Here is a 24,674-nt window from a genome sequence, read left to right as displayed (position 1 = left end):
ACAATTTTTATTGTTTAACATACTTTCGGCTTAACTACCATCCCGGATTTTGAACAAGCCCATAACCTTTCTGGATTTCACCAAGCGGAAATGGTAAAAGATACCATTTGGGATTAAAATCTGTCCACCAGACTCTTCTATTAAATGTGATTTCAGGATATGAATATGAATAAGTCCCGTTACTATTTCTTGTAATATAGACATTATGCAGCGACTCAGAAAAAGCTGAAGAAACCTTATGACGAACAATATCGAACCAGCGTACCTGTTCAAAACCAAATTCACAAGCACGTTCTATTAATATCTGCTCACGCAGGCTCTCTTTATTCCAAGGCCCCACAAGTTCGATGTTCTTTAATCCGACGCGGTTCCTGACTTTATTGATATATTGATACGCCTCCGTTGTGCGTCCCAGCTCATTCAGTGCTTCTGCATAAGACAAATATATTTCCGGCAAACGGATATAGGGGAAATGGTGACCAATTACCGGAATTCCGGAAGTCCATCCCGGCATAAATTTGCGAATTATTGTACTTCCAGATCCATTAGTTCTACGAGGCCCCGCTGTATGAATCGCCCAGTTACCATTGACCTGATTTTTCCAATTTTCGACCTTCTGTCCTCCCCAGTCGTCATCCACGCATAACATGGTTTCATATAAACGCGGATCGCGGTTATATTTCCGTGCGGCTCCTTTACCTTCACTTCCTAATGGATCGATTGATTCGTTCCAGCCGGAGGCGGGATCTGTGACAGGTGTACCATCTGCCATTGGGAACATACGCATATATTCATTTGTACAGGTAGCCCCACCATAATTCAAATTCATATCATAAAAGTTGTTTCCCCAACGTGCAGGGCCTCTATATTCATCTCGTATACTGATAAGTACCTCTTTGCTTTGACGAGTAAAATAGGCTGTTTTGAATGCATTTCGATATCCGGCAACATCGTTACTGGCAGGCATTTCCAATCCATATCCTCCCTGTTGTTCTATTTTGTCAATTAACTCCTTGGCTGCATCTGCAGCTCTTTGATACCTGCTTGCCTGATAGTCACCATACCATGTCATTTTTAAATTTGCAGCTTCACCATCTAAATATGGTTGGTTGCTGTTAAACAGAGGACTGGCTGCAAAAAGCAACAACCTTGTTTTTAAAGCCATAGCTCCGGCCTGTGTAAATCGCCCTGCCCAGTTACTCATCTCTGCCTCTGAAATAACCCAAGGTAATTCGGGGATAGCTTCATCCATTAAAGAGATTATTGAGTCAACGGTAGCTCCGACTGTAATACGCGGATTTCTGAAATCGTCGTCGGGCGCGTATACCTTATTTATCCATGGTATTCCACCGTAATTCCTAAATAATTCCGTCATGTTGTAAGCAATGATCATCTTCGCCTCAGCACTAAGCCGTATCTTTTCTTCTTGGGACATATCCGGCACCCGATGCACATTATCTAAAAAAATATAACAATTTCTAATAGCACTAAATGTAGTAACACCATTATTAGGAACATCTTCAAAAGGTAAATTTACATTTGAAGTATTAGACGGAGTTATTGTTCCCGGATAATAAGAGGTTACAATCCCACCCCAGGTCATGTAGTTGTGGGATAGATCGGTAATATCGGATTGTAATTGTTGTCCTATAGTATTGCTCCTTCCGGTCCTTGTTATTCCTGAACGCAAGGATCTATAGGAACGCCAAATAACACGTTCTGCATATTCAGCTGAAGAAAAAATTGTATCGATTGTTACATCAGTACTTTCCGGTTTTTCTAAAGCATCCGTACCAATCTCTTCACAACTCGTGTAACTAAATGCAACAGTTATTGTCACAATTACTATTGTAAAATATTTAATCAATTTCATCATAGTTTCTTAGAAGTTAAATTTTAAACCCATATTATACATTTTGATCATTGGATAGAGCCCCCCTTCTCCGGGTCTCGTTTCGGGGTCAAAAAAACCAAAATCGCTAAATGTTAACAAGTTATATCCGTTAATAAATACTCTGACATTGTTAAGTCCTGCTCGCTTTAAAGTTCCCGATTGAATTGTATATCCTATCTCCGCATTTTTTAAACGAAGATAAGAAGCATCTCTAATCCACATATCAGAATCTCGATAATTATTATCTGAACTAACCATTGATAATCTTGGAAAGCGTGCATTATCAGCATTATCTGGTGTCCATCTATCTTCATAATGATAAGCAAACAAACCCCTGTTTTGTCCTCCAAATGCCTCTCTAAAGTATCCGGGTAAATTCCGTGAAGTATTTTTTACACCGGAGAAAGTCATGGTTAGATCAAATCCTTTCCACATTAAGATCATGTTAAGGCCGAAATTGTACTCAGGTACCTGTTGTGAATAACCGACAGCCATTTTGTCCAGATCATCAATTTTTCCGTCATCATTCAAATCTTTATACTTGACGTCTCCCGGGTACCGAGTCCCCAAATGATCCGGATAATTTGGATCTGTGGTTGTATTAACAATTTCGGTAAAAAATCCATCGGTAATATATCCAAATGGTTGTCCTACCGGTTTACCTGTACGATAAAGATAATCGTAAGGTTGTGGTATTTCGTCTTGATATATAACTTCGTTACGGGCATATGACATATTTACATTTATCCTGTAAGCAAAATCTCTATTAATTCTTTGATTCCATTTGACCTCCACCTCATACCCCTGATTTTTTACCTCTCCCATATTTACGGCTGGAAGATTGGCAGCCACAAATGATGGAATGGTATTTCGGGTAATCAAGATATCTTTTCTGTATTCATGAAAATAATCGATACTTGTGCTCAAATGCGCATTAAAGAAACTTGCGTCAAATCCAATGTTCTTTTTTGTGGCGGTTTCCCACGTGACATTGGGATTACCCAACTGCAGTTCGATAGCGCCTTGTCGATCAACTGGGTTATCGATTCCAAAATTATATCCACCTGTACTATAATTCCATGAATCTGGAAGATATAAAAATCTGTTACTCCCCAGTCGATCATTCCCCACAACACCATAAGACCCCCTAATTTTCAGATAATCAAGAAAATAAATATTTTTCATAAAAGATTCTTCGGTCACAATCCAGCCTAATGACACTGCTGGAAATAATCCAAATCGATTATCTTCCGGAAAATTTTCTGATCCATTATATCCAAGGTTAATATCAAAAAGGTATCGAGTCAGATAGTTATAAGTTACTCTACCAACAAGCCCTAATGTTCTACGAGGTATGTCGTTATATACTCCACCCGGATAATATACTACACGTTGATTATATAATACAAGAGCGCTTACATCATGTTCATTAAAACTTTTGTTATAATCCATAGCGGTCTCCATATACCAGTCTCTTCCTTTACCTGTGCTTTCGTTATAATTTAAAATTCCGGCATCTGATGACTTTCTAAACACAATTTGGGTAGAATCACCTGGAGCATAAATTGCCGAATAATGGTCTGGCGAAGTACTCCGACTTTTATTATGGGTATAATCAGTATTATATGAACCTTTCATCCTGAATCTTAATCCCTCTGTAATAAAATCCAGTTTTTGAATGATATCCAAATCAATATCAAGAGAATTTTCGGTTTGATTATCATAACCAAGACCATAAAAACCAGACAAGGGATCTCGTAGTTCCAAAGTTATATTATCTTGTGAAGTGGATACCCATTTTCCATCTACAATGCCTGCACCTGCCATAGGTTGCCCCCAGTTTGCCTCCCTCCACATACCTGTATCTCTTTCCTTTGGAGTATTGCGGATCCCTGTTACACCCCCGATAGTTAACTTCATAAGTGTGGAGTTAGTCACATCAATGTCCAAGTTTGAACGATAGTTGTATCTGCTGTACTTATAATTATTATTATACCTTGAATCCAAATTTTTCAACTGCCCATCTTGTGAGAGATAACCTAACGCAACAAAGTAACGTATTCTCTCAGAACCACCGCTGATTGTTAAATTTGTTTTGTACTGTGGAGAAAAATCTTTGAAAAGGTAATCATACCAGTCCATATCCGGATAAATAATATTCCCTCCCTGTTTAAAAATATCAATTATTTCATCACTAAATACGTTTGTGGAGGGAGGATTTCCATCATTAACATTACGCTCGTTATGTCCCAATGCATACATATAACTGTCTGCCTTATCAATCATATTAATTGGTTGTTGCAATGCAACTGATGAGCTTACAGAGATTTTAGGTCTACCGATTTCTCCACGTTTTGTAGTTACAATGATTACTCCGTTTGCACCCTGCACACCATACACCGCTGTTGCTGATGCATCTTTTAATATGGCAATATTATCGATTTCCTCTGGGTCTATCTGTGAAAAGGAACGTTCAACTCCATCAACAATAATTAATGGCCGGGCATCGTTCAACGTTGCAATACCCCGGATAAATAATGCAGCCTCATCTGCACCGGGCTTTCCTGTATTCTGAACTGCAGAAACACCCGTAACCCTTCCTGCCAACGAGTTGGTTACACTAGCACTGGGCGATTTAAGCAACTCTTCATTCCCTATGTTTGTGATGGCCCCGGTTACAGATACTTTTCTCTGCTGTCCATAACCAATTACCTGAACCTCTTCTAAACCGATAGCATCTGCTTCGAGCACTACATTAATTGTTGTACTGCTACCGATTTTAACCTGTTTTGTTATCATTCCAACAAATGAGAATTGCAGTGTCTGGTCCTTTTCTACGTGGATAAAATATTCTCCGTTTATATTGGTAACTACTCCTGAATTACTGTCAACAATCTTAATTGTTACTCCTGGCAAAGGTTCGCCTGCTACATCAGTAACCACACCTTTTACTTCTTGTTGTGCTGCAACAGAAAAACTGACCAACATAATAATTAAAGTAAAGATGAGTTTTTCATAAACATTTTTCATTCGCGTTTAAATTTAATTTATTCAACTTTTAGTAGGCACTAAACGACCCGCCTACGATAGGTTTAAAAATAATAAATCTCTCATGTATATCCAGGGTTCTACATCATAGCCGAAAAACTTACTCTATCGGACATCAATAAAGTTAAAACATTTGCAAATTTATAAATTATACAAAAAAACAGGAGGGCTACTTCAACTCAATTTAAGGGTAATTTGCATTCAAAAATGTTAATTGCTGAATATCCGACCTGTTTTGTTTTAGTTTTAACATAACCACTATACGGCGGATAATCCTTTGGTTGTAATAAGTCCAGTAAATCGTGATAGAATTATATTAAGCGTTATTATTCTTGAATATTTTCCAGGATCTGACCTCTTGAAAGGAGTACTCCCTCTAGTTTTCTATAATTCACATCCTGTATATTGATTCTGTCATTGATGGCAATAACCGCTGCCGCAGCGGCGGATTGCCCTAATAGCATAAATACTGGTTCCATTCGGATAGAACCGAACGCTATATGGCTTGAAGAGAGGCAAACTGGTACTAGCAGGTTAGTGCATTCTTCTTGCATGGGTGTGATAGAACCGTAAGCTATTTGATATGGTTTTTTAGGCTTGATTCCCACATCCCCCTCATTTTGAACGTATCCTTCTGTCGTTACGAATCGCTGCACGTTGTGCGAATCCATGGGATAAGACCCCATTCCAACAGGTTCGGGGACTTGTGTTTTCCCCAATACTTCATTTTCGGTTGTTACATGTTTTCCAACCATTCTTCTTGCTTCACGTATATATAGCTGATAAGGCCAGTTGTCATTGTCCACGAATTCATCTTTGGCAAGTCCCCATTCAGCCATCCTGTTTCTTACCTCTTCCGGTACACGTTCATCGGTTGAAACGAAGTAAAGTAATCCTCTTTGATAGTTTTCATGCTCCTTGATTATCTCTCTTCGTCGCTCGTAAGATGCTTCAGGGTAATCGTAATTCATCCCAATGAAATCGGAACTGAAAGGCCCGTGATTATTGGTGTCTGTCTTCCTATTGGGAATCATATCGTACTTTCTGAACCACTCATTCCAACCTGACTCGAAAACACGGGCAAGAAGTTCGAAATCAGAAGAGTCATACTCTTCAGGTTTTGTAAAAGGCATCCTGTTCTCGGGATGATTACTCATGCACAACCTGAAACAATAGGCCTGTATCTTGTTGTCACTAAAACAGTTTGGCGAGATGGGCTCGCTCGTGATATAGGGGAGTAAGCCACTCTCGGGATCGTCAGGTGTGATGTATGGGCTAATATTGCTTTTAAAGTAATGGCCATGATGGTAAACCCCGACTTGAACCCCATTCCATTGTTCGTCATATTCTGAACAGTCTTCTCTTCCTATAACATAGCTTACTTCTGCAGTTGCCATAAGGTCTCCTTCGTAGGTCGCGTCTATGAATATTTTTCCATGGAATGTTTTGCCAGACAAAGTGGTTATAGATGTTATTTCCCTATTCTCTGTGTTTACACCAGAGTTCCTGTTTAGCCACTCGTCCCTGTAAACAGTTATGTTATTTTCCCTGACGAAGCCCTCGAATATCTTTTCTGCCACACGCGGTTCGAACGTCCACATAGTTCTGTTTATCCCGTCCATCGCTTGAGATCCCTGGCCTTTGTTCCCGAACTGATCTTGCTCTTCCCATTCCCATGCCGATAGCTCGTTGTAATGGAGCCAGACGCGATGATAGAACTCTCGCGCAAGCCCGCCGATAGCACCGGTATTACCTGAATCGGTAAAACCCAGTCCCCCGGAGGTCATTCCTCCAATATGATTATCGGGAGAAACAACTATCACGCTTTTTCCTGATTGAGCTACTTCTACCGCGGCGATAATTGCCGCTGACGTTCCCCCGTAAATGATTACGTCGGCTTTGAAAATGCTTGCTGATTGTTTACACGATTGAAATTCCATTAAGGCCAGCGCCAGGCATAACAAATATTTAATTTTCATCACGATATTTTGTTTTAAATTATTTAATAATCTTGTTTTGTGTCCATCATGCCGTTATTGTTCTATTCAACTGGCTTGAGATTCCGTTTCCGTAAGTACTCGCTAGGCGTTATCCCAAATTCTCTCTTAAAGCACTTTGTAAAGTATTTGGGGTCGTTAAATCCAACTGCATAGGCCACTTCAGCAATGTTAGAAATCCCCTTTCGTAAGATATCACAAGATTTTTTTAAGCGAATATTCTTAATAAAGTCCGAGGTAGTTAAGCCAGTCATAGTTTTTATTTTTCGATACAAAGTGGATTTGGTTACTCCAATCTCATCTACAAAAAGATCAAAATTAAATTCTGGATTATCTATATGCTCTTCAACTATTTGGATGGCCTTCGAAAGAAATTTTTCATCTAATGTAGTATAATTGAGCTCTTTGATTGTTATAACATCTCGGTTCTTAAACTGTTGTATCAATTTATCTCTGTTGTTGAATAGGCCGGCAATCCGAGATTTCAGTAAATAGGGTTTGAATGGCTTGGTCATGTAACCATCAACGCCACTTTTATACCCGAAGTTTCGATCTTCATCTTGTGATTTAACGGTTAACAACAGTACCAGAATACTAGATGTTTCAATATTAGATTTGATGTATGAACAGAGTTCAAAACCATCCATTTCAGGCATCATCACATCACTAACAACCAAGTCAATATCGTATGAAGATAATAATTTTATTGCCTCCTGTCCGTTCCCAGCCCCTAATACGTTATAATCGACAGCTAAAAGAGGTATCAATACATTCAAAAGATCCTGATTATCCTCTACAAGGAGCACGGTTCTTTTGGATTTGGCAAATTTGATCTCTTCAAGTACATCAACCTCCTGTTGAGCAACTTTGCCCGATTGTGCATCAATATCAACAGTTGAAGGATTGTAATTTTCTCGATCGATCGGGAGAATTACAACAAATTCACTACCTATCCCCAATTGGCTGTTAACGGTGATTTTCCCGTTATGCAGCTCTACAAGCGTTTTGGTCAGAGAAAGGCCAATTCCCGTACCAATCTCATTTTGTTTACGCGAATCCCCGACGTAGAAAACATTGAATATTTGAGATAGTTTCTCTGTTTCAATACCGATGCCATTATCTTTGACCGAAATCTTAATGCTTCGCTTATTATCACTCCAAATTTCTTCGAGATTAACCTGCACGAATCCGTTTGGTCTGTTGTATTTGTATGCATTTGAAAGTAAGTTACATACAATTTTATCCAATTTGTCAATATCATACCATCCCATGATATTCTCAGGATTAGACAATATTGAAAAATGGATATTTTTTTTCTTTGACAAAGGTTTGAAATTAATCTCGCAAATAGAGTATATAGCGTTTGTTATATTATCATAGGAAATTTTTAGCTTTGAGCTATCACTTTCTGCTTTCCGGAAATCAAGTATCTGGCGGATTAAATAGATTAGCCGTGAAATATTATCTGACAGGATAAGTGTTTGATCTTTTTTTACAACAGAGCCGTCCTTAATTTCATCTACAATACATCTCATTGTTGTCAGAGGTGTTAGTAGCTCATGTGAGATATTGGTAAAAAAACGTAATTTAGTTTGTGTAAGCTCCTCAGTATTTTTTTTCTGCATCTCAGCAAACTGAACTTGTTGCCTGAATCTAATACGCTGGTTTAAATAGCTGAATATTAAATACAGTAATCCGATCGTTATAATGATGTATATACCCCATGCATACCAAGTATCAAATATGGATGGCTTAATTATGATATCAAGGAAGGCAGGGGCTTCATTCCATATCCCATTTTCATTTGAAGCTTTTACTTCAAACCTATAGGTGCCTCTTGGAATATTGGTGTAATTTGCTATTCGTTCATTAGCATCTACATAATGCCACTCATCTTCAAACCCTATCAGACGATACGCGTAATAATTTCTTAATGGATTAGAATAGCTTAATGCAGCAAATTCGATGTTAAATTTATTGTCATTATTTTTTAAGATGACAGTACTATTTTCAATTTTGTAGTTAGAGTTGTCAGAAAATACGGATCGATTATCTACCTTAAAATCAGCAATAACAATAGGGGGAATATAAGCATTGGTAATCATTTGATCAAAATTAACCACGTTGTACCCTTTCGTTCCCCCGATAAAGTATTCACTCTCACTGAGCTTGGCTGGCCGGCAATAAGTGGCAAAAGAATTGTTCCACTGCTTACCCGATACATCATATATTTGTAAACAAGGTTCGGATGAGATATCCAATTTCAAGATTGCATTCTCATTAAACATCCAAATATTATTTTCGGCATCTTCAATCAAGTTAAACATAACATCGTAAGGGATATTGTATTTGGTGTTGATGCTTTCAAATATATCTTTTCGTGAGTCGTAAAGGCTTAATCCACCTCCCAAAGTTGAAGCCCATAGTCGTCCTTTTCCTTCGTATAACAGTGAAAGGACATGTTGGTTATTGATTTGCCCATCTTTCTGGGAATAATTTTTAATATTTAGCTTTTCATCGGTGATAGAAACACGAAAAACTCCTTGATTAATGGTGCCAATCCAAACGTCACCTTTTTTATTCTCTGCATAACATTCACAATTTAAAATACTATTTGGACTAGTCAAAAACTTCGCGCTCCTGAGAATCTTGTCATCTTTGGTCCAGACATTGAACCCAAGTTCTGACAAAATCCAGATATTTTGTTTACTGTCCTCAAATACTTTTGGCGAAAAATTGCCTAACATAAGTTCCTTTGACAACTCTTCAGATTTCACAGGAAAACCCTGCGCATTTAGTGTTAATCTAAAGATACTACCTGAGCGCACACTTACCCAAATTTCGTTTAAACGCTCAATATAATGTATGTCGTTGATATAAACTTCATGATCGATATCAAGCTGATTTTTTACTAAATGGCTGAAGTTATAATAGTCATCTTTGATGGTGTTATATATAAATAACCCGTTGTTCTTAATTCCCATCCAAAGTAAATCTTTTCCATTGAACCACAAGGAAGTTAAAGTGGTATTTTTGACCTTATGCCCAATAGATGCGAGAGAATTGTATTTTAGCTTTGTAGCATTTAGATTAACTTTATCAATACCATACCCAAACATACCCAACCATATTAGACCAGATTTATCTACATAAATCGAATTTACATCGTAATTGTTCTTGAAATCACTGGAAGGGTCCACAGCAAAATTTACAAATGAGTGAGGATCGGTCGGGTCTGTAAGTATCGATAATCCATTACGATGTCCCACCCATAGATACCCGTACTTAGGATCTTGGGCTATTGAGTAAATAACGCTTGAATTTATAGAGCCCAATTTGGTGTCTTCTCCAAAAGACTGATAAGTTGTTGTAAAAGGATTCTCTTCATCAATTACTTTATATAAACCATATCCCCAAGTGCCAATCCATAAGACATTATTGCTATCTTCGAATATGATATGAACCGTATTTTTCTGATTAATTTTTGGGTACTTAATAAATGAATTACTTTCTTCGTTATAGCGCATCAAACCATTGCCCCATGATCCAAACCATACACGGCCTTTGGAGTCCATGTAGGCATCTTCGATGCCCATTTGTAAAGGATCAAAATATAGGCGTTCAAGCGCATTCGTGCCCCAGAAGTACTTGAAAATACCTTTGGAGGTCGCCAGCCATATGTAACCATGCTGAGTTAGAATTATTTTATTGATTCGAGCATTATTTATCTCATTTTGGTCAATCTTTTCAATATTCCTCGTTTGTTTATCCCATCTGTTTAATCCTCTCTCCGAACCGATCCAAATAAAATTCTCATCTTCAGCAAAACTCATGATTGCATTGTGAGTTAGCAGATTAGGATACGATATGGAATTTCTATATACAACGTACTTGTAACCATCATATCGAATTAGTCCGTTTCTCGCGCCAAACCACATAAAGCCCTCGCTATCCTGATGTATCCTTCGTATTTCATTTGAAGGCAAGCCCACCGTATTATCCAATCGTTCAAAATAGAAATTGAATTTCTCAGTTTGAGCGAATAATACTTGAGTTACAAGTAGCATGATATATATATATATAAACTTCATAAGCTACACTTTATTTCCCAGTGCGTGTTATCATGTTGCGCTTACGAGCTCAGCATCTCCAAATATAGGAATAATTTCTTTCATATTTTTCTATCATTACGTGATGAGTAATTCGTTTGTTATCATTTGTCCTTGTAGTTTGGATTTCTTGTAGGCATTTTTGCTTTCACTGATTTTCTCCATTTGTACAATTTATCATACAGTTCATCAGCCACTTTCAGTTCTGTATTAATCAGATTGTTGGACTCACTGACATCCTCACTCAGACAGTACAACTCCCTCTCACCCGTGTCGAAGAATTCGATTAATTTATAATCGCCTTCACGAATTGCTCCACTGGGGCGACCGCCTTGGTTTGAATAATGAGGATAATGCCAATAAATTGCATCTCTTTTTCGATTTTCACCAGTTAAAGCAGGTTTTATGCTGATGCCATCAATTTCCAGTTCTTCAGGTGTTGAAATATTCAATAGATCAAGAATGGTCGGAAAGTAATCTACCGAAGTCACTTGATTGTCACTCATTTTATTTCCAACAACCTGTCCCTTCCACGACATTAATAGCGGTACTCTAATTCCACCCTCGTATAAATGCCCCTTTCCACCTTTTAAAGGATAATTACATGTGGGAGAACCTTCAGACGTTGACAATCCTCCGTTATCTGATGTGAAGATGATAATCGTGTTCTCATATAAACCGAGCTTTTTTAACTCAGCCACAATCTTCCCAACATTGTCGTCCATGCTCGAGATCATCGCTGCGTAAACAGCGTGGCTCTGCACCATCCTCTCTTTGTAACCGTTTGACACGAACGGTTGTTTCGCTTTCCACGACGGGTCGTTGTCGTGAACGAGTATTGTGTCCAATCCCATTTTTCGGGCTTTTTCTTCGTAATAGCGCACTTTATTCGGTTTTCCGATTAAGGGGGTGTGCACTTGATAGAATGAAAAATTGATAAAAAATGGCGCGCCCTTGTACCTTTTTAATATCTTAACACATTCATTTCCTAAACGATCGGTAAGATATTCACCCTCCGGTCCGTCAGTTAGATAAGGATTATTGTATGGAACGAAATATCCTCCCCGGCCCGGGGAGCCTTTCCCCCATCCGCCAATATTGATATCATAACCTTGATGTTGCGGGTATGATAACGAATCTTCTGCAACATGCCATTTACCAATAAAAGCAGTCTGATACCCGTGATCTTTTAATACTTCAGCAATCGTTTCTTCTTTCGAGGGCATATCAAATACATTCTCAGGTGGCAAAACCGGGCAAAGTTCTTCAATTTCTTTCCGCCTCTCCGGATTATGATACCTGCCCCTGATCCAGTCAGTCACTCCAACTCTCGCAGGATATCTTCCGGTTTGAAGGCTTACCCTCGTAGGAGAACTTACCGGGCATGAAGCATACGCATTAGTAAACAACACGCCATCTTTAGCCAATTGGTCAATATGGGGAGTCTCGTAAAAGGTGCTCCCATAACAACTTAAATCAGTCCACCCCAAGTCATCTGCTACAAAAAAAAGGACATTAGGCCGTTGTTCTTTTTGACAAGACATCAAAAGGACAGAAGAGGTAACTGTTAGTGAAGAAGCAATGAGTAAATTGATATTAAATTGCATTTTATCTGTCTTTATACCTGTAAAAATATATTTTCTAAATAGCTACTGAACTCGAATATTAATTTTACCCTCACGTAGCAACCCGCCGAAGACCGCCAATTCCACCTCTCCCTCATTTAAACCGGATTCGATCGTGGCAACTATTTTCCCGTTAAAGGTCCTCATGTAGTTTGAAGCAAATGAGGTGTGGTCCGTTGGATCTCCATTGCACAATGCTTTCAACTTTCCCTGCCCCTTTACTTCAAAAAACAATAAATTATTTGCTCTTGGGGATAAATTTCCATCCTCATCTAATATTTCAACTGTCACGTAAGACAGGTCTTTGCCACCTGCACTGATAGTCTCTCTATCTGCCGTCAATCTTAACTTGGAAGGCTCACCCGCCGTTTTTATAGTTTTTTCTGCCATCGGCTGATCTTCTTCATTATAAGCGACCACTCTGATCTCTCCTGGATGATAAATCACATCGCTCCACATCAGACGATACCGGGAATATTTGTTGGATTTATCTTTATGTTTAACGCCCATGCTTTTTCCATTAACGAATAGCTCTGCTTTCGGATAATTGGTGTAACAAAATACCGGGACATTTTGTCCTATTCTATCATGCCAGTTCCAATGAGGCAAGAGATGTAAAACCGGTTCGTCACTCCAATTACTTTGATACAAGTAGAAACGGTCTTTTTTTAATCCGGCAAGATCAACAATCCCGAAATAAGAGCTACGAGCAGGTGTGCCCGGATTATAAGGAGTCGGCTCCCCAAGATAATCGAATCCAGTCCATACAAATTCACCTAGTACAAATTCATTATCGTCCTGCATTTCGAATTCCGTATCAGGGGTGGATGCCCAAGGGGGATATTCCATATCATAACTTGAAACATGATAATCGTTATACCAAGGGCCTTTAACCTCTTTTACCGGAAACTTGTATTCTCCTCTCGAACTAACTGTTGAAGCTGTCTCACTCCCATAAATTTTGTAATGAGGATAATCATTTTTTTTATTCCTGTAATCATGTGGTTTATAATTAAATCCAACCAAATCTACAACATCGGTTAAGCCGTTTTTTATGGCACTCGAGTGATTATTAAAACCGGCTGTTACAGGACGGGTTGGGTCCTCATATCGACAAATATCAGCAAGGAAGCGTGCAATTTCCTTACCTTCTGCACTGTTCTGTTCACGAATTTCATTTCCGATACTCCACATAATTACCGAAGGATGATTTCTGTCGCGACGGATTGTATTGCGCAAATCTTTTTCTGCCCACTTCTCAAAGTAAAGGCTGTATCCATTTGGGTTCTTTCCGTTTTTCCATTCATCAAAAATTTCAACCTGAACCAGCAAGCCGAGACTGTCACATATTTGAAGTAATTCAGGAGATGGTGGGTTATGGGATGTTCGAATGGCGTTTGCTCCCATCTCTTTCATCATCACCATCTGGCGTTCTATTGCTCTATAGTTTACGGCTGCACCCAAAGGACCCAGATCATGGTGCATGCAAACTCCTTGTAGTTTAACTGGCTTCTCATTTAAGAAAAAACCGTCATTAGCATCAAATCGTATACTCCTGCAACCGAACTTTGTTGTATATTCATCTGTAATCACATCACCAACATATACTTTTGAAACAGCGATATACATATTGGGATTATCAATACTCCATAGTTTAGGATCATGTAAAGAGATTTTCTGTTTAAAATGCATTCTTGCCTGCATAGGGCGCTCGGTTATCACAGAATCTATTTTTTCACCTGATCGGGTGTAAATGACTGTTTTGAGTTGTACCGGTTCTTGGCTGGCCTCCATACTAACGACTTCAGTGTTGATAGAAACGTCTGCTCTCTTTTCATTAACGACTGGAGTTGAGATAAATGTGCCCCAATGCGCGACATGCGTTTGAGGAACTTTCACTAGGCGTACATTCCTGTATATGCCTGCACCTGAGTACCAACGGGATGATCCTGGTTTATTTTCGAGGCGTACCGCTAAAAGATTATCTTCATTGAATTTTATATAATCGGTCAATTCGAAAGAAAAAGAGGAGTAGCCATACGGCCATTCGCCCACAAAATTCCCGTTTAAAAATATTTTTGCTAAACTCATGGCACCATCGAATTCTATAAAAATGCGTTTATCCGCATCCTTTTCGGAAATGGGCAATGATTTACGATACCAGCCCACACCAAACATTGGGAGTGAGCCAGTTCGCCCTGTTCTTAACAAAGGTCGTTGATCACCATCTTCAACTACTTGAATTACTTGTGTATCCAGATTCATATCAAAAGTGCCACGTATTGCCCAGTCATGTGGGATTGTTACCCTTTCCCATTGAGAATCATCAAAACCACTTTTTTCCGCATTTTCAATATCAACATTACAAAATCTCCATGCTGAATCCAATAATGTCTCATCCCTTACCTGACCTGTTAACGCGAGAAAACAGAACGAGAAGATTCCAAGCAGTAATTTCTTTAATTGTCCCATAGGGTGTTTATCTTATTGTTGTTAATATGTGTGATATTTTAAATTGTTTTACCACAACACGCATCACAGGTGAATGATACTTCCTACTCTAAAATAATATCTTCCACATTGGATTTAAAGTATCCTTTCGTGATTTCTAAAAATGAATTCCTCATCGCTTGATACTTGTCTATATTTTGTTTGGCAACATTGTTCTCCTGTCCAGGATCTTCTTTCAGGTTAAACAATCCACCTTCCGGTAGATTCCCCAACTCATTGCCTGTTTCATTGCGTACGCTTCCTTTATACGGGGGAATGAACGACCAATCACCGGCACGATAGGCTAGCTTTCCTTGTGCTTCAATAACCAAATCGTCTCGTCCTTTTTCAGTTTCTCCTAGGAATGCTGGGAGAAGGTTTTGGCTATCAAAGCCTTCCGGCAAGGACATTTTTACTAATTCTGCCAATGAGGCCATGATATCTAGTTGACAAATCAGCGCCTCAGAAACAGCAGGTTCAATCTTTCCTTTCCAATACACGAAAAATGGCACTCGAGTTCCTGCCTCATACAAGCTATATTTCCCGCCCCTTAAGATTCCGGTCGGTTTGTGGTCGCCTAACAACTCTGCGGCTTTGTCTTTATATCCATCATTCAATACAGGTCCATTATCGCTCGAAAAAAATATGAGCGTGTTTTCTAACAAACCTAATTTTTCTAGGTGTGTTATAATCTCACCTACACTCCAATCAGCCTCGAGAATGGCATCTCCACGAGGCCCCATATTGCTGCTTCCGATGAAACGGTGATGTGCCGCGCGCGGCACATGCGGCTGATGTAATCCAAAATAAAGAAAAAATGGTGTATCTTGGTTTTCTGTTAGGAAGTCTTTGGCTATGCTTGTGAAGTAATCTGCCATATCCTCATCTACCCACATAGCACTTTTTCCCCCTTTCTGGTATCCGATACGTGGTATGCCATTGTGGATAGATTGGTTGTGTCCGTGGGACCAATGCATCTTAAGCATTTCGGGATGTGTAAGTGCTGTAGGCTCGCCTTCAAAATTTTCCTCGTAACTAACATAGAGGGGATCTGCCGGATCTAATCCAACCACATTGCCGTTTTCCACGTAGACTGTCGGGGTCCGGTCATTCGTGGCAGCTATCAGGTTGGAGTAGTCAAAACCAATTTCTTTTGCACCTGGCTTAATGGTTTTATTCCAGTCAACATTACCGTCTCCCATTCCCAAATGCCATTTTCCGATGGCGGCGGTTACATATCCGGCTTCCTGCATCATCTTGGGCAATGTGTATTGATTTTCGCTAATTATCAAGGGAGCGTTACCACGCAAAATCTTTGCCCTCTCATTTTTCCATGGGTACATTCCGGTCATTAACCCGTAGCGACTTGGTGTTGACGTGGCCGAAGTGGAATATCCATTCGTGAAACGTATCCCTTCATTCGCTAACCTATCAAAATTAGGGGTATGAATCGTTATAGATCCTTGTGCACTCACATCACCATAACCCAAATCATCGGCCAGAATAATAATGATATTGGGCCTCTCTGGTTTGGATACAACACACGAGGTAAACACTAAAGTTGACGTTGATAATAAAAATAATGGCGTTTTCATTATATGTTTTTTTACATTATGTTAATAGAAATGGAATTCAAAGCCGAGATGATTGCAAAAATCGGAATAAATTAGATAATGTAAGGGTAAAATTCCATTCAAAAAAGCGCTTTTTGAATTTAATATCAAATGTGAGGCGTATTAATGAAAAAACACTTTACGCATTATTTTACTTAATAGGAGTATTTATTAAAAAAAATCAACAAGGTTCGTAACCTATAGAGTTTGTTTGAACCGGTATGAGTTCCGGATCAATCCTAATTTGGTAATATCCAAAAAAGAATTCAAGAAAATTATTGAAGAAAGTGTTTTTGGAATCTCATCCAGGTTATGCCAAAAATGAGAAGAGTGAGAATACCAATGCCCGGAATGGCCGACCTTCAAGAGACTCAAGACCGAATCAAGGGAATCGGCCATCGAGATACCCAGAGGCCGCCAGGGTAGTTTCGAACCGATCATCGTTCCCAAGCATCAGAGTACTGACACACCGGCGGAGAACATCATCATATCGCTTTATACAAAAAGCTCTATCTTCTCTTATGAACTGATAGATAGTTTCGTAAGAGATCATATCAATGCCGTTCTTGCCACGATAACCGACAATTTGCTGCGCCGACTATTTCTCTTTCAGGTGCTCTTCCACAAATTCTTGCTTCTGCCTTGTAAACGTGCGTCAGCGATGAAAGCGTTGTTTTCGGAAATCGGCTTTCCTTTGTGCGTTCTGATAATGATATACGTCTCGTTTTTCAGAACTGTTGCGTTTGATTTCGTTTGAAACCAGTGAGCGGTCTTTACCGATAGTACGAGCAATAAAACTTTGTGTACAGCCTTACTTAAGCAACACAAAAATTGTGTATCTTTGCTCTTGGTTGGATGTTTTTTCTTTTTCATATGTCAACACTAAAGTAAAATTTTTGGCCCAATCTTGGAGGGGCATGCCCCTCCAAGATGTTTTGATTTCGTGTTGCATTTACAGTAGTGTCCGGTTAAGGACAAGTTAATTGCTTATATGTTGTTTATATTAAATCAGTTATACTCGTTTTTTTACTTGGTCGATTTGAATTCATACTTTTGTTTATGTATTAATATTCAATATTATGAATTCAGGCAAAACGGTTCTATCACAACTAATGATGTTTAGATCAGATTTTCAATTCCAGAGATGCGTTGATCGCTACAAGGGTGACTTCCGTGTAAGAAGATTCACTTGTAACGAGCATTTTCTGGTGATGAGTTTTGCCCAATTAACCGCTAGAGAAAGTCTTCGTGACATTGAAAACAGCTTAACTGCTTTTTCATCGAAGCTTTATCACTCCGGTTTGAGATCCGCAACTGCAAAATCCACGTTGTCAGAGGCTAACGAGAAACACAATTGGAAAATCTATGCCGATTATGCACAGGTTTTAATCAAACAAGCCAGACCAATTATATGCAGATGATCCCAATTTTAAATTGGATATTGACAATATGGTCTACGCTCTGGACAGTATTACAATTGACTTGTGTTTAAGTCTGTTCCCCCGGGCAAAATTTCGAAAGACCAAAGGTGCCGTAAAGATGCATACTGTTCTTGATTTAAGAGGTTCAATACCAGTCTATGTGGATATCACCAATGCAAATGTGCATGACGTAAACATACTTGATACTATGCCTATTGAAGCCGGCTCATATTACATCATGGATAAGGGTTATACAGACTTCAATAGGCTTTACAATAAGATTCACAGGGAACAGACATTCTTTGTTACTAGGTCTAAAGACAACATTAATTTTGTAACGATTGAAAAACAAAACGTTGATTCAAGTACTGGCGTACTGGATGATGTTACCATCAGACTGACCGGATATTATTCGGCAAGGAAATACCCGGCTGAGTTACGTCTTGTGACATACGAGGACTTTACAGATGCAAAAGTTTATCATTTTCTGACCAACAACTTTTCTCTTGATTCCCTGACCATTGCCGAGCTGTATCGGAAACGATGGAATATTGAATTGTTCTTCAAATGGATTAAACAGCATCTTCGTATAAAGGCATTTTACGTTACAAGTGAAAATGCTGTCAATTGTCAGATCTGGATAGCAATCTGCACTTGTCTTCTCGCAGCTATTGCTAAAAAGAAACTGGGTATCCCTGTAAGTTTGTATACTTTCACTCAGACTCCAGGGTTGGCTTTGTTTGAAAAAACGAATATCAAAGAATTCTTTAGTGGCAATAATAATTTAAACAATCAGTCCGATTATCCCGTCCTGCCTCTTTGGGAAAATTAAACCGGACAGTAGTGTTGCATTTACTAATTAAAGTTACGCTGAATGTACGTGCGTAAATCGCTTAACGAAAATGTTGGCTATTAACGAAAAACAGATTATCTTTGCACCACTTTTTTTATAAGCAACATAATGTCTCACTATTTAAAGTAAATTTTTTTATTACAAATGACTGAAAACCTGAAAAGTGTAGCTCCGGTAGAAGATTTCGATTGGGCTGCGTATGCTGAAGGAGATCCTTACAGCAAAGAAAACAGAGAAAAACTTACCGAAAGCTACGACAATACGCTGAGTAAAATCAGTGACAAAGAAGTTGTAACAGGTATTGTAACCTCCATGAACAAACGCGAAGTGGTTGTAAACATTGGCTATAAGTCCGATGGCGTGGTGTCAATGAACGAGTTCCGCTACAACCCCGAACTAAAAATTGGCGACGAAGTAGAAGTTTACATCGAAAGCCAGGAAGACAAAAAAGGACAGTTGATCCTTTCCCACAAGAAAGCCCGTGCATCACGTTCCTGGGACCGTGTCAACGCCGCGCTTGAAAACAACGAAATCATTAAAGGATATATCAAATGTCGTACCAAGGGTGGTATGATCGTGGATGTGTTCGGCATCGAAGCATTCCTCCCCGGATCACAAATTGATGTGAAACCGATCCGCGATTACGATATATTTGTAGATAAGACAATGGAATTCAAGGTAGTAAAAATAAACCCTGAATACAAGAACGTGGTTGTTTCACACAAGGCTCTCATTGAGGAAGAACTGGAACAACAGAAAAAAGAGATTATCTCGAAACTCGAAAAAGGGCAGGTGCTCGAAGGAGTGGTCAAAAATATTACTTCCTACGGTGTATTTGTGGACCTGGGCGGCGTAGACGGCCTGGTACACATTACCGATCTTTCATGGGGACGCATTCAGCATCCCGAAGAGGTGGTACAGCTCGACGACAAGATCAACGTGGTAATCCTTGATTTCGACAACGAGAAAAAGCGCATTGCACTCGGTCTGAAGCAATTGACTCCGCATCCATGGGATGCACTCAGTGAAACTCTGAAGGTGGGTGACATCGTGAAGGGAAAAGTAGTGGTCATTGCCGATTACGGTGCATTCGTAGAAATCGCCCCCGGTGTGGAAGGGCTGATTCACGTATCGGAAATGAGCTGGACGCAACATCTTCACAGCGCACAGGACTTCATGACCGTAGGTGAAGAGGTGGAGGCAGTGATCCTCACACTCGACCGCGACGAGCGCAAGATGTCGCTCGGTGTGAAGCAACTCAAGCCTGATCCATGGGATAGTATTGAAATCAAATATCCGGTGGGCAGTACCCACACAGCTACCGTACGTAACTTTACCAACTTTGGCGCTTTCGTGGAGATTGAAGAAGGCGTAGAGGGCCTGATTCATATCTCCGACTTGTCGTGGACTAAGAAGATCAAACATCCGAGTGAAGTCACCGAAATAGGAGCTTCAATTGAAGTTCAAGTACTCGACATCGACAAGGAAAACCGCCGTTTAAGCCTGGGTCACAAGCAACTGGAAGAAAACCCATGGGACGTGTTTGAAACAATCTTTACTGTGGGCTCTATTCACGAAGGAACAATCGTGGAAATGCTCGACAAGGGAGCAGTGATCTCTCTGCCCTATGGCGTGGAAGGATTTGCAACTCCCAAACACCTGGTAAAGGAAGACAACTCACAGGCTCAGGTGGAAGAAAAGCTCGAATTTAAAGTGATCGAGTTCAATAAAGATGCCAAACGCATCATCGTTTCTCATAGCCGCATCCACGAAGATATCTCAGGCGACGACTCCAGAAGGAAAGGAAAACGCACTGGCAAGAAAGAAGGAGGAAACGAAGTGGCAGCAGCAATTCCGGTGATGGAGAAAACCACACTGGGCGACATCGAAGAACTGGCTGCACTAAAAGAGAAGCTTGACAACCAGAAGGTGGAAGCTTTCAAGAAAGAGGCGGCCAAAGCTGAAGCCAAAACAGAAGCCAAAGCTGAGGTAAAAGAAGAAGAGGCTCCCAAGGCTGGGGAAACAAAAGAAACCAAAACAGCCGAAGTACTAGAAGCTGAAGTAAAAGAAGATACTAAAGCTGACGCTGAAAAAGAAGCATAATCTTTTTATAAAATTTATTCTACCCGGGGTATCACACCATGTGATGCCCCGGTTTTTTATGTAAAAAATCCTGGCAATGAATAGTTTACATAGGAAACATATCTCCCGACCTTCTGACCGTAAAGTGATCCGACAGGTTAACTTTTATGTTATCTTTGAAAAAAAACGCCGATTGATGTAAGAATTTCCCCCGTTTCACGTCTATTATGTATGAACGCTCATCAATTTGAACATCAAATCCTATGTTATTCCGATAAGCTGTATCGTATGGCACTTTCGGTATTGAAAGACGAAAATCTGTCACAGGATGCGTATCAGGAGTTGATGATGCGTTTATGGGAAAAACGTGAACAGCTGAGGATGATCGAAAACCCACAGGCATTTTTGCTTACATCGATGCGAAATCTCTGTCTGGATATGCTCCGCAAGCAGCAACCAAACGGGGAGCTTTCCCCCAACGCAACTTATCCTGCGCCCGGTCCGCACCAGCTTACCGAAGAGGCTGACACGGTAAATACCATCAACAGAATGATTGATTCGCTTCCCGAAATGCAACGAACTATTATCCGTATGAAAGATGTGGAAGAGATGGAGGTGACGGAAATTGCAGAAATGATGTCGATCACAGAAAACGCCGTTACTGTTAATCTGTCACGGGCCCGAAAAAAAATACGTGAAATGATTCTTACCTTTCAACAAAAGGAGACTATGATTTATGAACAACGTAAATGATATACTGAACGCTTATTTCGAAGGAACGGCATTGCCTGAAGAGGAAAAAAGACTGAAGGAATATTTCCGAAGCAATACTGTTTTACCTCAACATGAAGTATATAAACCCATGTTTGCTGCTTTCGAGGAAGAAAAGCAAATTGCTGCTCCCATTTTTGTTATTCCGGTGAAGAAGAACAATAAAAAACCATTTCTATTTCGAAAATTGTGGATTCCAGCAGCAAGTATCGCGGCAGCTATTCTTCTGGTTGTTATTTTATTCCCGCTCAAAAACAAAACCGAAATATCTTCCAACGATTACGTGGTTTTCATCCATGGAAAGGCAATATCAGACCCGCATAAAGCACAAGTATATGCCGATAAAATGTTTATGCAAGCCAATGAAATCATCCGTACCAGCTATGAACCTTTAGTGAAAGCAAATACAATACAAAAGGAGATGGATGCCGATAAAATTTTTGACGATTTATCACAAAAAATTAATTATATAAAGTCTGCGAATCAATAACTTAAAACCCTGTAAAAATGAAAAAAAATCTCTCAATTATGTTCGTAATGCTCGCTTTTGCCACGACCATATCGGCTCAACAACTCGAAAAATTGTTCGACAAGTATATGGAGGATGAGCGATTTAATTATGTATACCAGAAAAAAACCAATATGATGGACAGGTTAAACGATTTGACAAACATCGAGGCATGGGAGCTTGGCAAATCGCCAATAAGCACTGGTCGTCAAATGCTTACGTTGAATTCGACCGACAAATCGCTTGATGAAAGTTTTACCCGGGAAGTAGAAAATGCACTCAAAGCCGACAAGTATGAACAAGTTTCAATCGTAAGAAACGGAAAAAACCGGGTGGAGACCTATGAAAAAAACAGCGACAAAGGGACGTCTAAAGTCAGTTTCATAAAAAATCCCGAGAATATCATGGTCACATTGAATTCATATGCTCCCCAGAAATAATTCATGTGAGAAGGTGCTCCCGTAAAGAAACTCTACTTTTCAATATATACACATGAACGGGAATATGACGGGATGTCATGTTCCCGTTTCTCATTTTTCGTTATATTTGTATCCTAAAAATCAGAGCAGGTGTTTTTAAACGACAAACCATATCGTGATTTCTCGGAATATCTTTCGGCACGATTTCCTTATAAGGTACAAAAGATATCCATTAACGCAGGTTTCACCTGCCCCAACCGCGATGGCAGTAAAGGACGCGGCGGATGTACATACTGCAACAACCAAAGCTTTAGTCCCGGTTACGGAAAACCTACCAGGACCATCACGGAACAACTGGCCGACGGCATTCATTTCTTCTCGCGCAAATATCCGGAGATGAAATACCTGGCCTATTTTCAATCCTATACCAATACCTACGACAGCATTGACTCGCTTATCGACAAATATGAGGAGGCACTCTCCTATCCCGGCGTGGTGGGACTGATTGTGGGTACCCGCCCCGACTGTATGCCCGGGGAGTTGCTTGATTACTTTGAAGCCCTCGGCAAAAAGACATTTGTGTTGGTAGAATATGGCGTGGAGTCAACTTTAAATAAAACACTGGAACGGGTAAACCGTCAACATACCTATGAAGAATCTGCCCTAATGATCCGTAAAACGGCGGAAAGAATGATCCCGACAGGCGCGCACATGATCCTGGGCCTGCCCGGAGAAACAGAAGAAGATATCCTGCACCATGCTGACAGACTCTCCGAATTACCACTCACAACCCTCAAGCTTCACCAGTTGCAAATTATCCGTTACACCGCCATGGCACGGGAGTATAAATTGCTGCCGGAATCGTTCAAGCTGTTCACGCTCGAAGAATATGTCGATCTGTGCGTTCTTTTTGCCGAACGCCTTAGTCCCGATATCAATATTGAAAGGTTCACGTCACAATCGCCCGCAAGACTGCTGATTGCACCCGATTGGGGACTAAAGAATTACGAGGTGAGGGAAAAAATACTGAAACGGTTTGGCGAGAAGGGAACCTGGCAAGGGAAACTTTACATCCGGTAGTTCCAGTCACGCTGTGTATACTTTTTCTTTTGCAGTTCCTCAATCTCTGCCATATCCTCTCTTTTGAACATAGTGAGTTCTTTGAGTCCATAGTATTCCAGCAGTTTTCGGGTAAGCGCCTCCAAAAAAGCAGTCACGTCGTCAGCCCTTCCTTGCTGTTCCAACAGGTAGGAACGTATATTCCGCACAGGACTGGATACCGAGGCTGTCGCTTTTTTTATCAGGTGCCCGTTTTCCGACGTCAGGGCTCTCTTTAAAACCTCCAGATCTGCATCATACAACAGGGTACCATGATGCAGTTCCCTTCCTCTGGAGATATGTGATGCAGTACCCGATATCTTACGTCCCTCAAGCCAGAGGTCTTTTCTTTTCCCTATCACAACGGGAATACCCAATTTGTGAAGTACAACCACAACGGGTTCAAGAAAACGAGTACTTAAGGGTGCACCAGTGCTATCATGAATGAACGAGTAATTCAGGTTTCCTTCATCGTGATACACCGCTCCTCCACCAGACATGCGACGAATAATCCGGATATCATGCTCGATACAGAAATCCGGATCCACTTCGTTCATTACTGCCTGGTTTGACCCGATGATCACACTCGGTTCATTCACATAGAGCCACAAAAAATTTTCACCCTTTCTAGAGAATAGATGTTCTTCTGCGGCCAGGTTAAAAGCTGGCGTAGTAGAGGGAGAGACAATGATATTCATCTGATGATTCCCTCTTTCATTTGTGGTTCGTGAAACATTTGTACTCAG

The 24,674-nt window shown here is 40.0% G+C and carries 14 protein-coding genes and 1 pseudogene; 7 read left to right on the top strand and 8 right to left on the bottom strand.

Annotation, left to right across the window (positions count from 1 at the left end; translation table 11 throughout):
• Positions 1–34: 34 nt before the first annotated feature.
• The 7 genes from AC1HCU_RS02130 to AC1HCU_RS02100 form a co-directional block, all read right to left on the bottom strand.
• Entirely contained in the window at positions 35–1,876 is a 1,842-nt protein-coding gene (locus AC1HCU_RS02130; RefSeq protein WP_480368461.1) for a RagB/SusD family nutrient uptake outer membrane protein, read from the bottom strand.
• Between the two features lie 6 nt (positions 1,877–1,882).
• Positions 1,883–4,924, bottom strand: a complete 3,042-nt coding sequence (locus AC1HCU_RS02125; protein ID WP_480368458.1) for a SusC/RagA family TonB-linked outer membrane protein — start codon at positions 4,922–4,924, stop codon at positions 1,883–1,885.
• 344 nt (positions 4,925–5,268) lie between these two features.
• Positions 5,269–6,921 (bottom strand): FAD-dependent oxidoreductase, encoded by a 1,653-nt coding sequence (locus AC1HCU_RS02120; protein WP_480371013.1) that lies wholly within the window; start codon positions 6,919–6,921, stop codon positions 5,269–5,271.
• A 62-nt stretch (positions 6,922–6,983) separates the two neighbouring features.
• Positions 6,984–11,006, bottom strand: a complete 4,023-nt coding sequence (locus AC1HCU_RS02115; RefSeq protein WP_480368455.1) for a hybrid sensor histidine kinase/response regulator transcription factor — start codon at positions 11,004–11,006, stop codon at positions 6,984–6,986.
• 146 nt (positions 11,007–11,152) lie between these two features.
• Positions 11,153–12,655 carry a sulfatase gene (locus AC1HCU_RS02110; RefSeq protein ID WP_480368452.1) on the bottom strand — a complete coding sequence of 501 codons (1,503 nt, stop codon included), beginning with the start codon at positions 12,653–12,655 and terminating at the stop codon, positions 11,153–11,155.
• A 42-nt stretch (positions 12,656–12,697) separates the two neighbouring features.
• Positions 12,698–15,145, bottom strand: a complete 2,448-nt coding sequence (gene galB, locus AC1HCU_RS02105) for a beta-galactosidase GalB (RefSeq protein WP_480368448.1) — start codon at positions 15,143–15,145, stop codon at positions 12,698–12,700.
• A gap of 83 nt (positions 15,146–15,228) precedes the next feature.
• Positions 15,229–16,758: a sulfatase family protein gene (locus AC1HCU_RS02100; RefSeq protein ID WP_480368446.1), complete on the bottom strand. Its 1,530-nt coding sequence runs from the start codon at positions 16,756–16,758 to the stop codon at positions 15,229–15,231.
• A gap of 415 nt (positions 16,759–17,173) precedes the next feature.
• On the opposite strand from AC1HCU_RS02100, the gene AC1HCU_RS02095 reads away from it, so the two are divergent.
• The 7 genes and pseudogenes from AC1HCU_RS02095 to mnmL all read left to right on the top strand — a co-directional run bounded on the left by AC1HCU_RS02095 (position 17,174) and on the right by mnmL (position 23,910).
• Positions 17,174–17,533: a hypothetical protein gene (locus tag AC1HCU_RS02095; RefSeq protein ID WP_480371011.1), complete on the top strand. Its 360-nt coding sequence runs from the start codon at positions 17,174–17,176 to the stop codon at positions 17,531–17,533.
• Between the two features lie 322 nt (positions 17,534–17,855).
• A pseudogene (locus AC1HCU_RS02090) lies at positions 17,856–19,029 on the top strand (IS4 family transposase).
• Positions 19,030–19,194: 165 nt separating this feature from the next.
• Positions 19,195–21,153: a 30S ribosomal protein S1 gene (gene rpsA, locus AC1HCU_RS02085; protein ID WP_480368444.1), complete on the top strand. Its 1,959-nt coding sequence runs from the start codon at positions 19,195–19,197 to the stop codon at positions 21,151–21,153.
• Positions 21,154–21,420: 267 nt separating this feature from the next.
• On the top strand, positions 21,421–21,885 hold the full coding sequence (locus AC1HCU_RS02080) for an RNA polymerase sigma factor (RefSeq protein ID WP_480368441.1): 465 nt from the start codon (positions 21,421–21,423) through the stop codon (positions 21,883–21,885).
• Positions 21,869–22,393, top strand: a complete 525-nt coding sequence (locus AC1HCU_RS02075; protein WP_480368439.1) for a hypothetical protein — start codon at positions 21,869–21,871, stop codon at positions 22,391–22,393. Before AC1HCU_RS02080 ends, AC1HCU_RS02075 begins: the two co-directional genes overlap by 17 nt.
• A gap of 17 nt (positions 22,394–22,410) precedes the next feature.
• Positions 22,411–22,851, top strand: coding sequence for a hypothetical protein (locus AC1HCU_RS02070; protein WP_480368436.1), 441 nt, complete (start codon positions 22,411–22,413; stop codon positions 22,849–22,851).
• 129 nt (positions 22,852–22,980) lie between these two features.
• Positions 22,981–23,910 (top strand): tRNA modification radical SAM protein MnmL/YtqA, encoded by a 930-nt coding sequence (gene mnmL, locus AC1HCU_RS02065; RefSeq protein WP_480368434.1) that lies wholly within the window; start codon positions 22,981–22,983, stop codon positions 23,908–23,910.
• On the opposite strand, the gene AC1HCU_RS02060 is transcribed toward mnmL, so the two are convergent.
• On the bottom strand, positions 23,898–24,626 hold the full coding sequence (locus AC1HCU_RS02060) for a lipoate--protein ligase family protein (protein ID WP_480368431.1): 729 nt from the start codon (positions 24,624–24,626) through the stop codon (positions 23,898–23,900). The genes mnmL and AC1HCU_RS02060 overlap by 13 nt on opposite strands.
• Between the last annotated feature and the right edge of the window lie 48 nt (positions 24,627–24,674).

The sequence above is a fragment of the Proteiniphilum sp. LBM24028 genome, assembly GCF_056629195.1.
Note: the sequence above shows the minus strand (reverse complement) of the source record. Positions and strands in the feature narration are given on the sequence as shown.

Excerpts from the sequence above, each read along its gene's own strand:
- AC1HCU_RS02080 (WP_480368441.1), top strand. The coding sequence starts at position 21,421 with ATGGCACTTTCGGTATTGAAAGACGAAAATCTGTCACAGGATGCGTAT.
- AC1HCU_RS02125 (WP_480368458.1), bottom strand. The coding sequence starts at position 4,924 with ATGAAAAATGTTTATGAAAAACTCATCTTTACTTTAATTATTATGTTG.
- AC1HCU_RS02060 (WP_480368431.1), bottom strand. The coding sequence starts at position 24,626 with ATGAATATCATTGTCTCTCCCTCTACTACGCCAGCTTTTAACCTGGCC.
- galB (WP_480368448.1), bottom strand. The coding sequence starts at position 15,145 with ATGGGACAATTAAAGAAATTACTGCTTGGAATCTTCTCGTTCTGTTTT.
- rpsA (WP_480368444.1), top strand. The coding sequence starts at position 19,195 with ATGACTGAAAACCTGAAAAGTGTAGCTCCGGTAGAAGATTTCGATTGG.
- AC1HCU_RS02120 (WP_480371013.1), bottom strand. The coding sequence starts at position 6,921 with ATGAAAATTAAATATTTGTTATGCCTGGCGCTGGCCTTAATGGAATTT.
- AC1HCU_RS02115 (WP_480368455.1), bottom strand. The coding sequence starts at position 11,006 with ATGCTACTTGTAACTCAAGTATTATTCGCTCAAACTGAGAAATTCAAT.
- AC1HCU_RS02075 (WP_480368439.1), top strand. The coding sequence starts at position 21,869 with ATGAACAACGTAAATGATATACTGAACGCTTATTTCGAAGGAACGGCA.
- AC1HCU_RS02070 (WP_480368436.1), top strand. The coding sequence starts at position 22,411 with ATGAAAAAAAATCTCTCAATTATGTTCGTAATGCTCGCTTTTGCCACG.
- AC1HCU_RS02110 (WP_480368452.1), bottom strand. The coding sequence starts at position 12,655 with ATGCAATTTAATATCAATTTACTCATTGCTTCTTCACTAACAGTTACC.
- AC1HCU_RS02100 (WP_480368446.1), bottom strand. The coding sequence starts at position 16,758 with ATGAAAACGCCATTATTTTTATTATCAACGTCAACTTTAGTGTTTACC.
- AC1HCU_RS02130 (WP_480368461.1), bottom strand. The coding sequence starts at position 1,876 with ATGATGAAATTGATTAAATATTTTACAATAGTAATTGTGACAATAACT.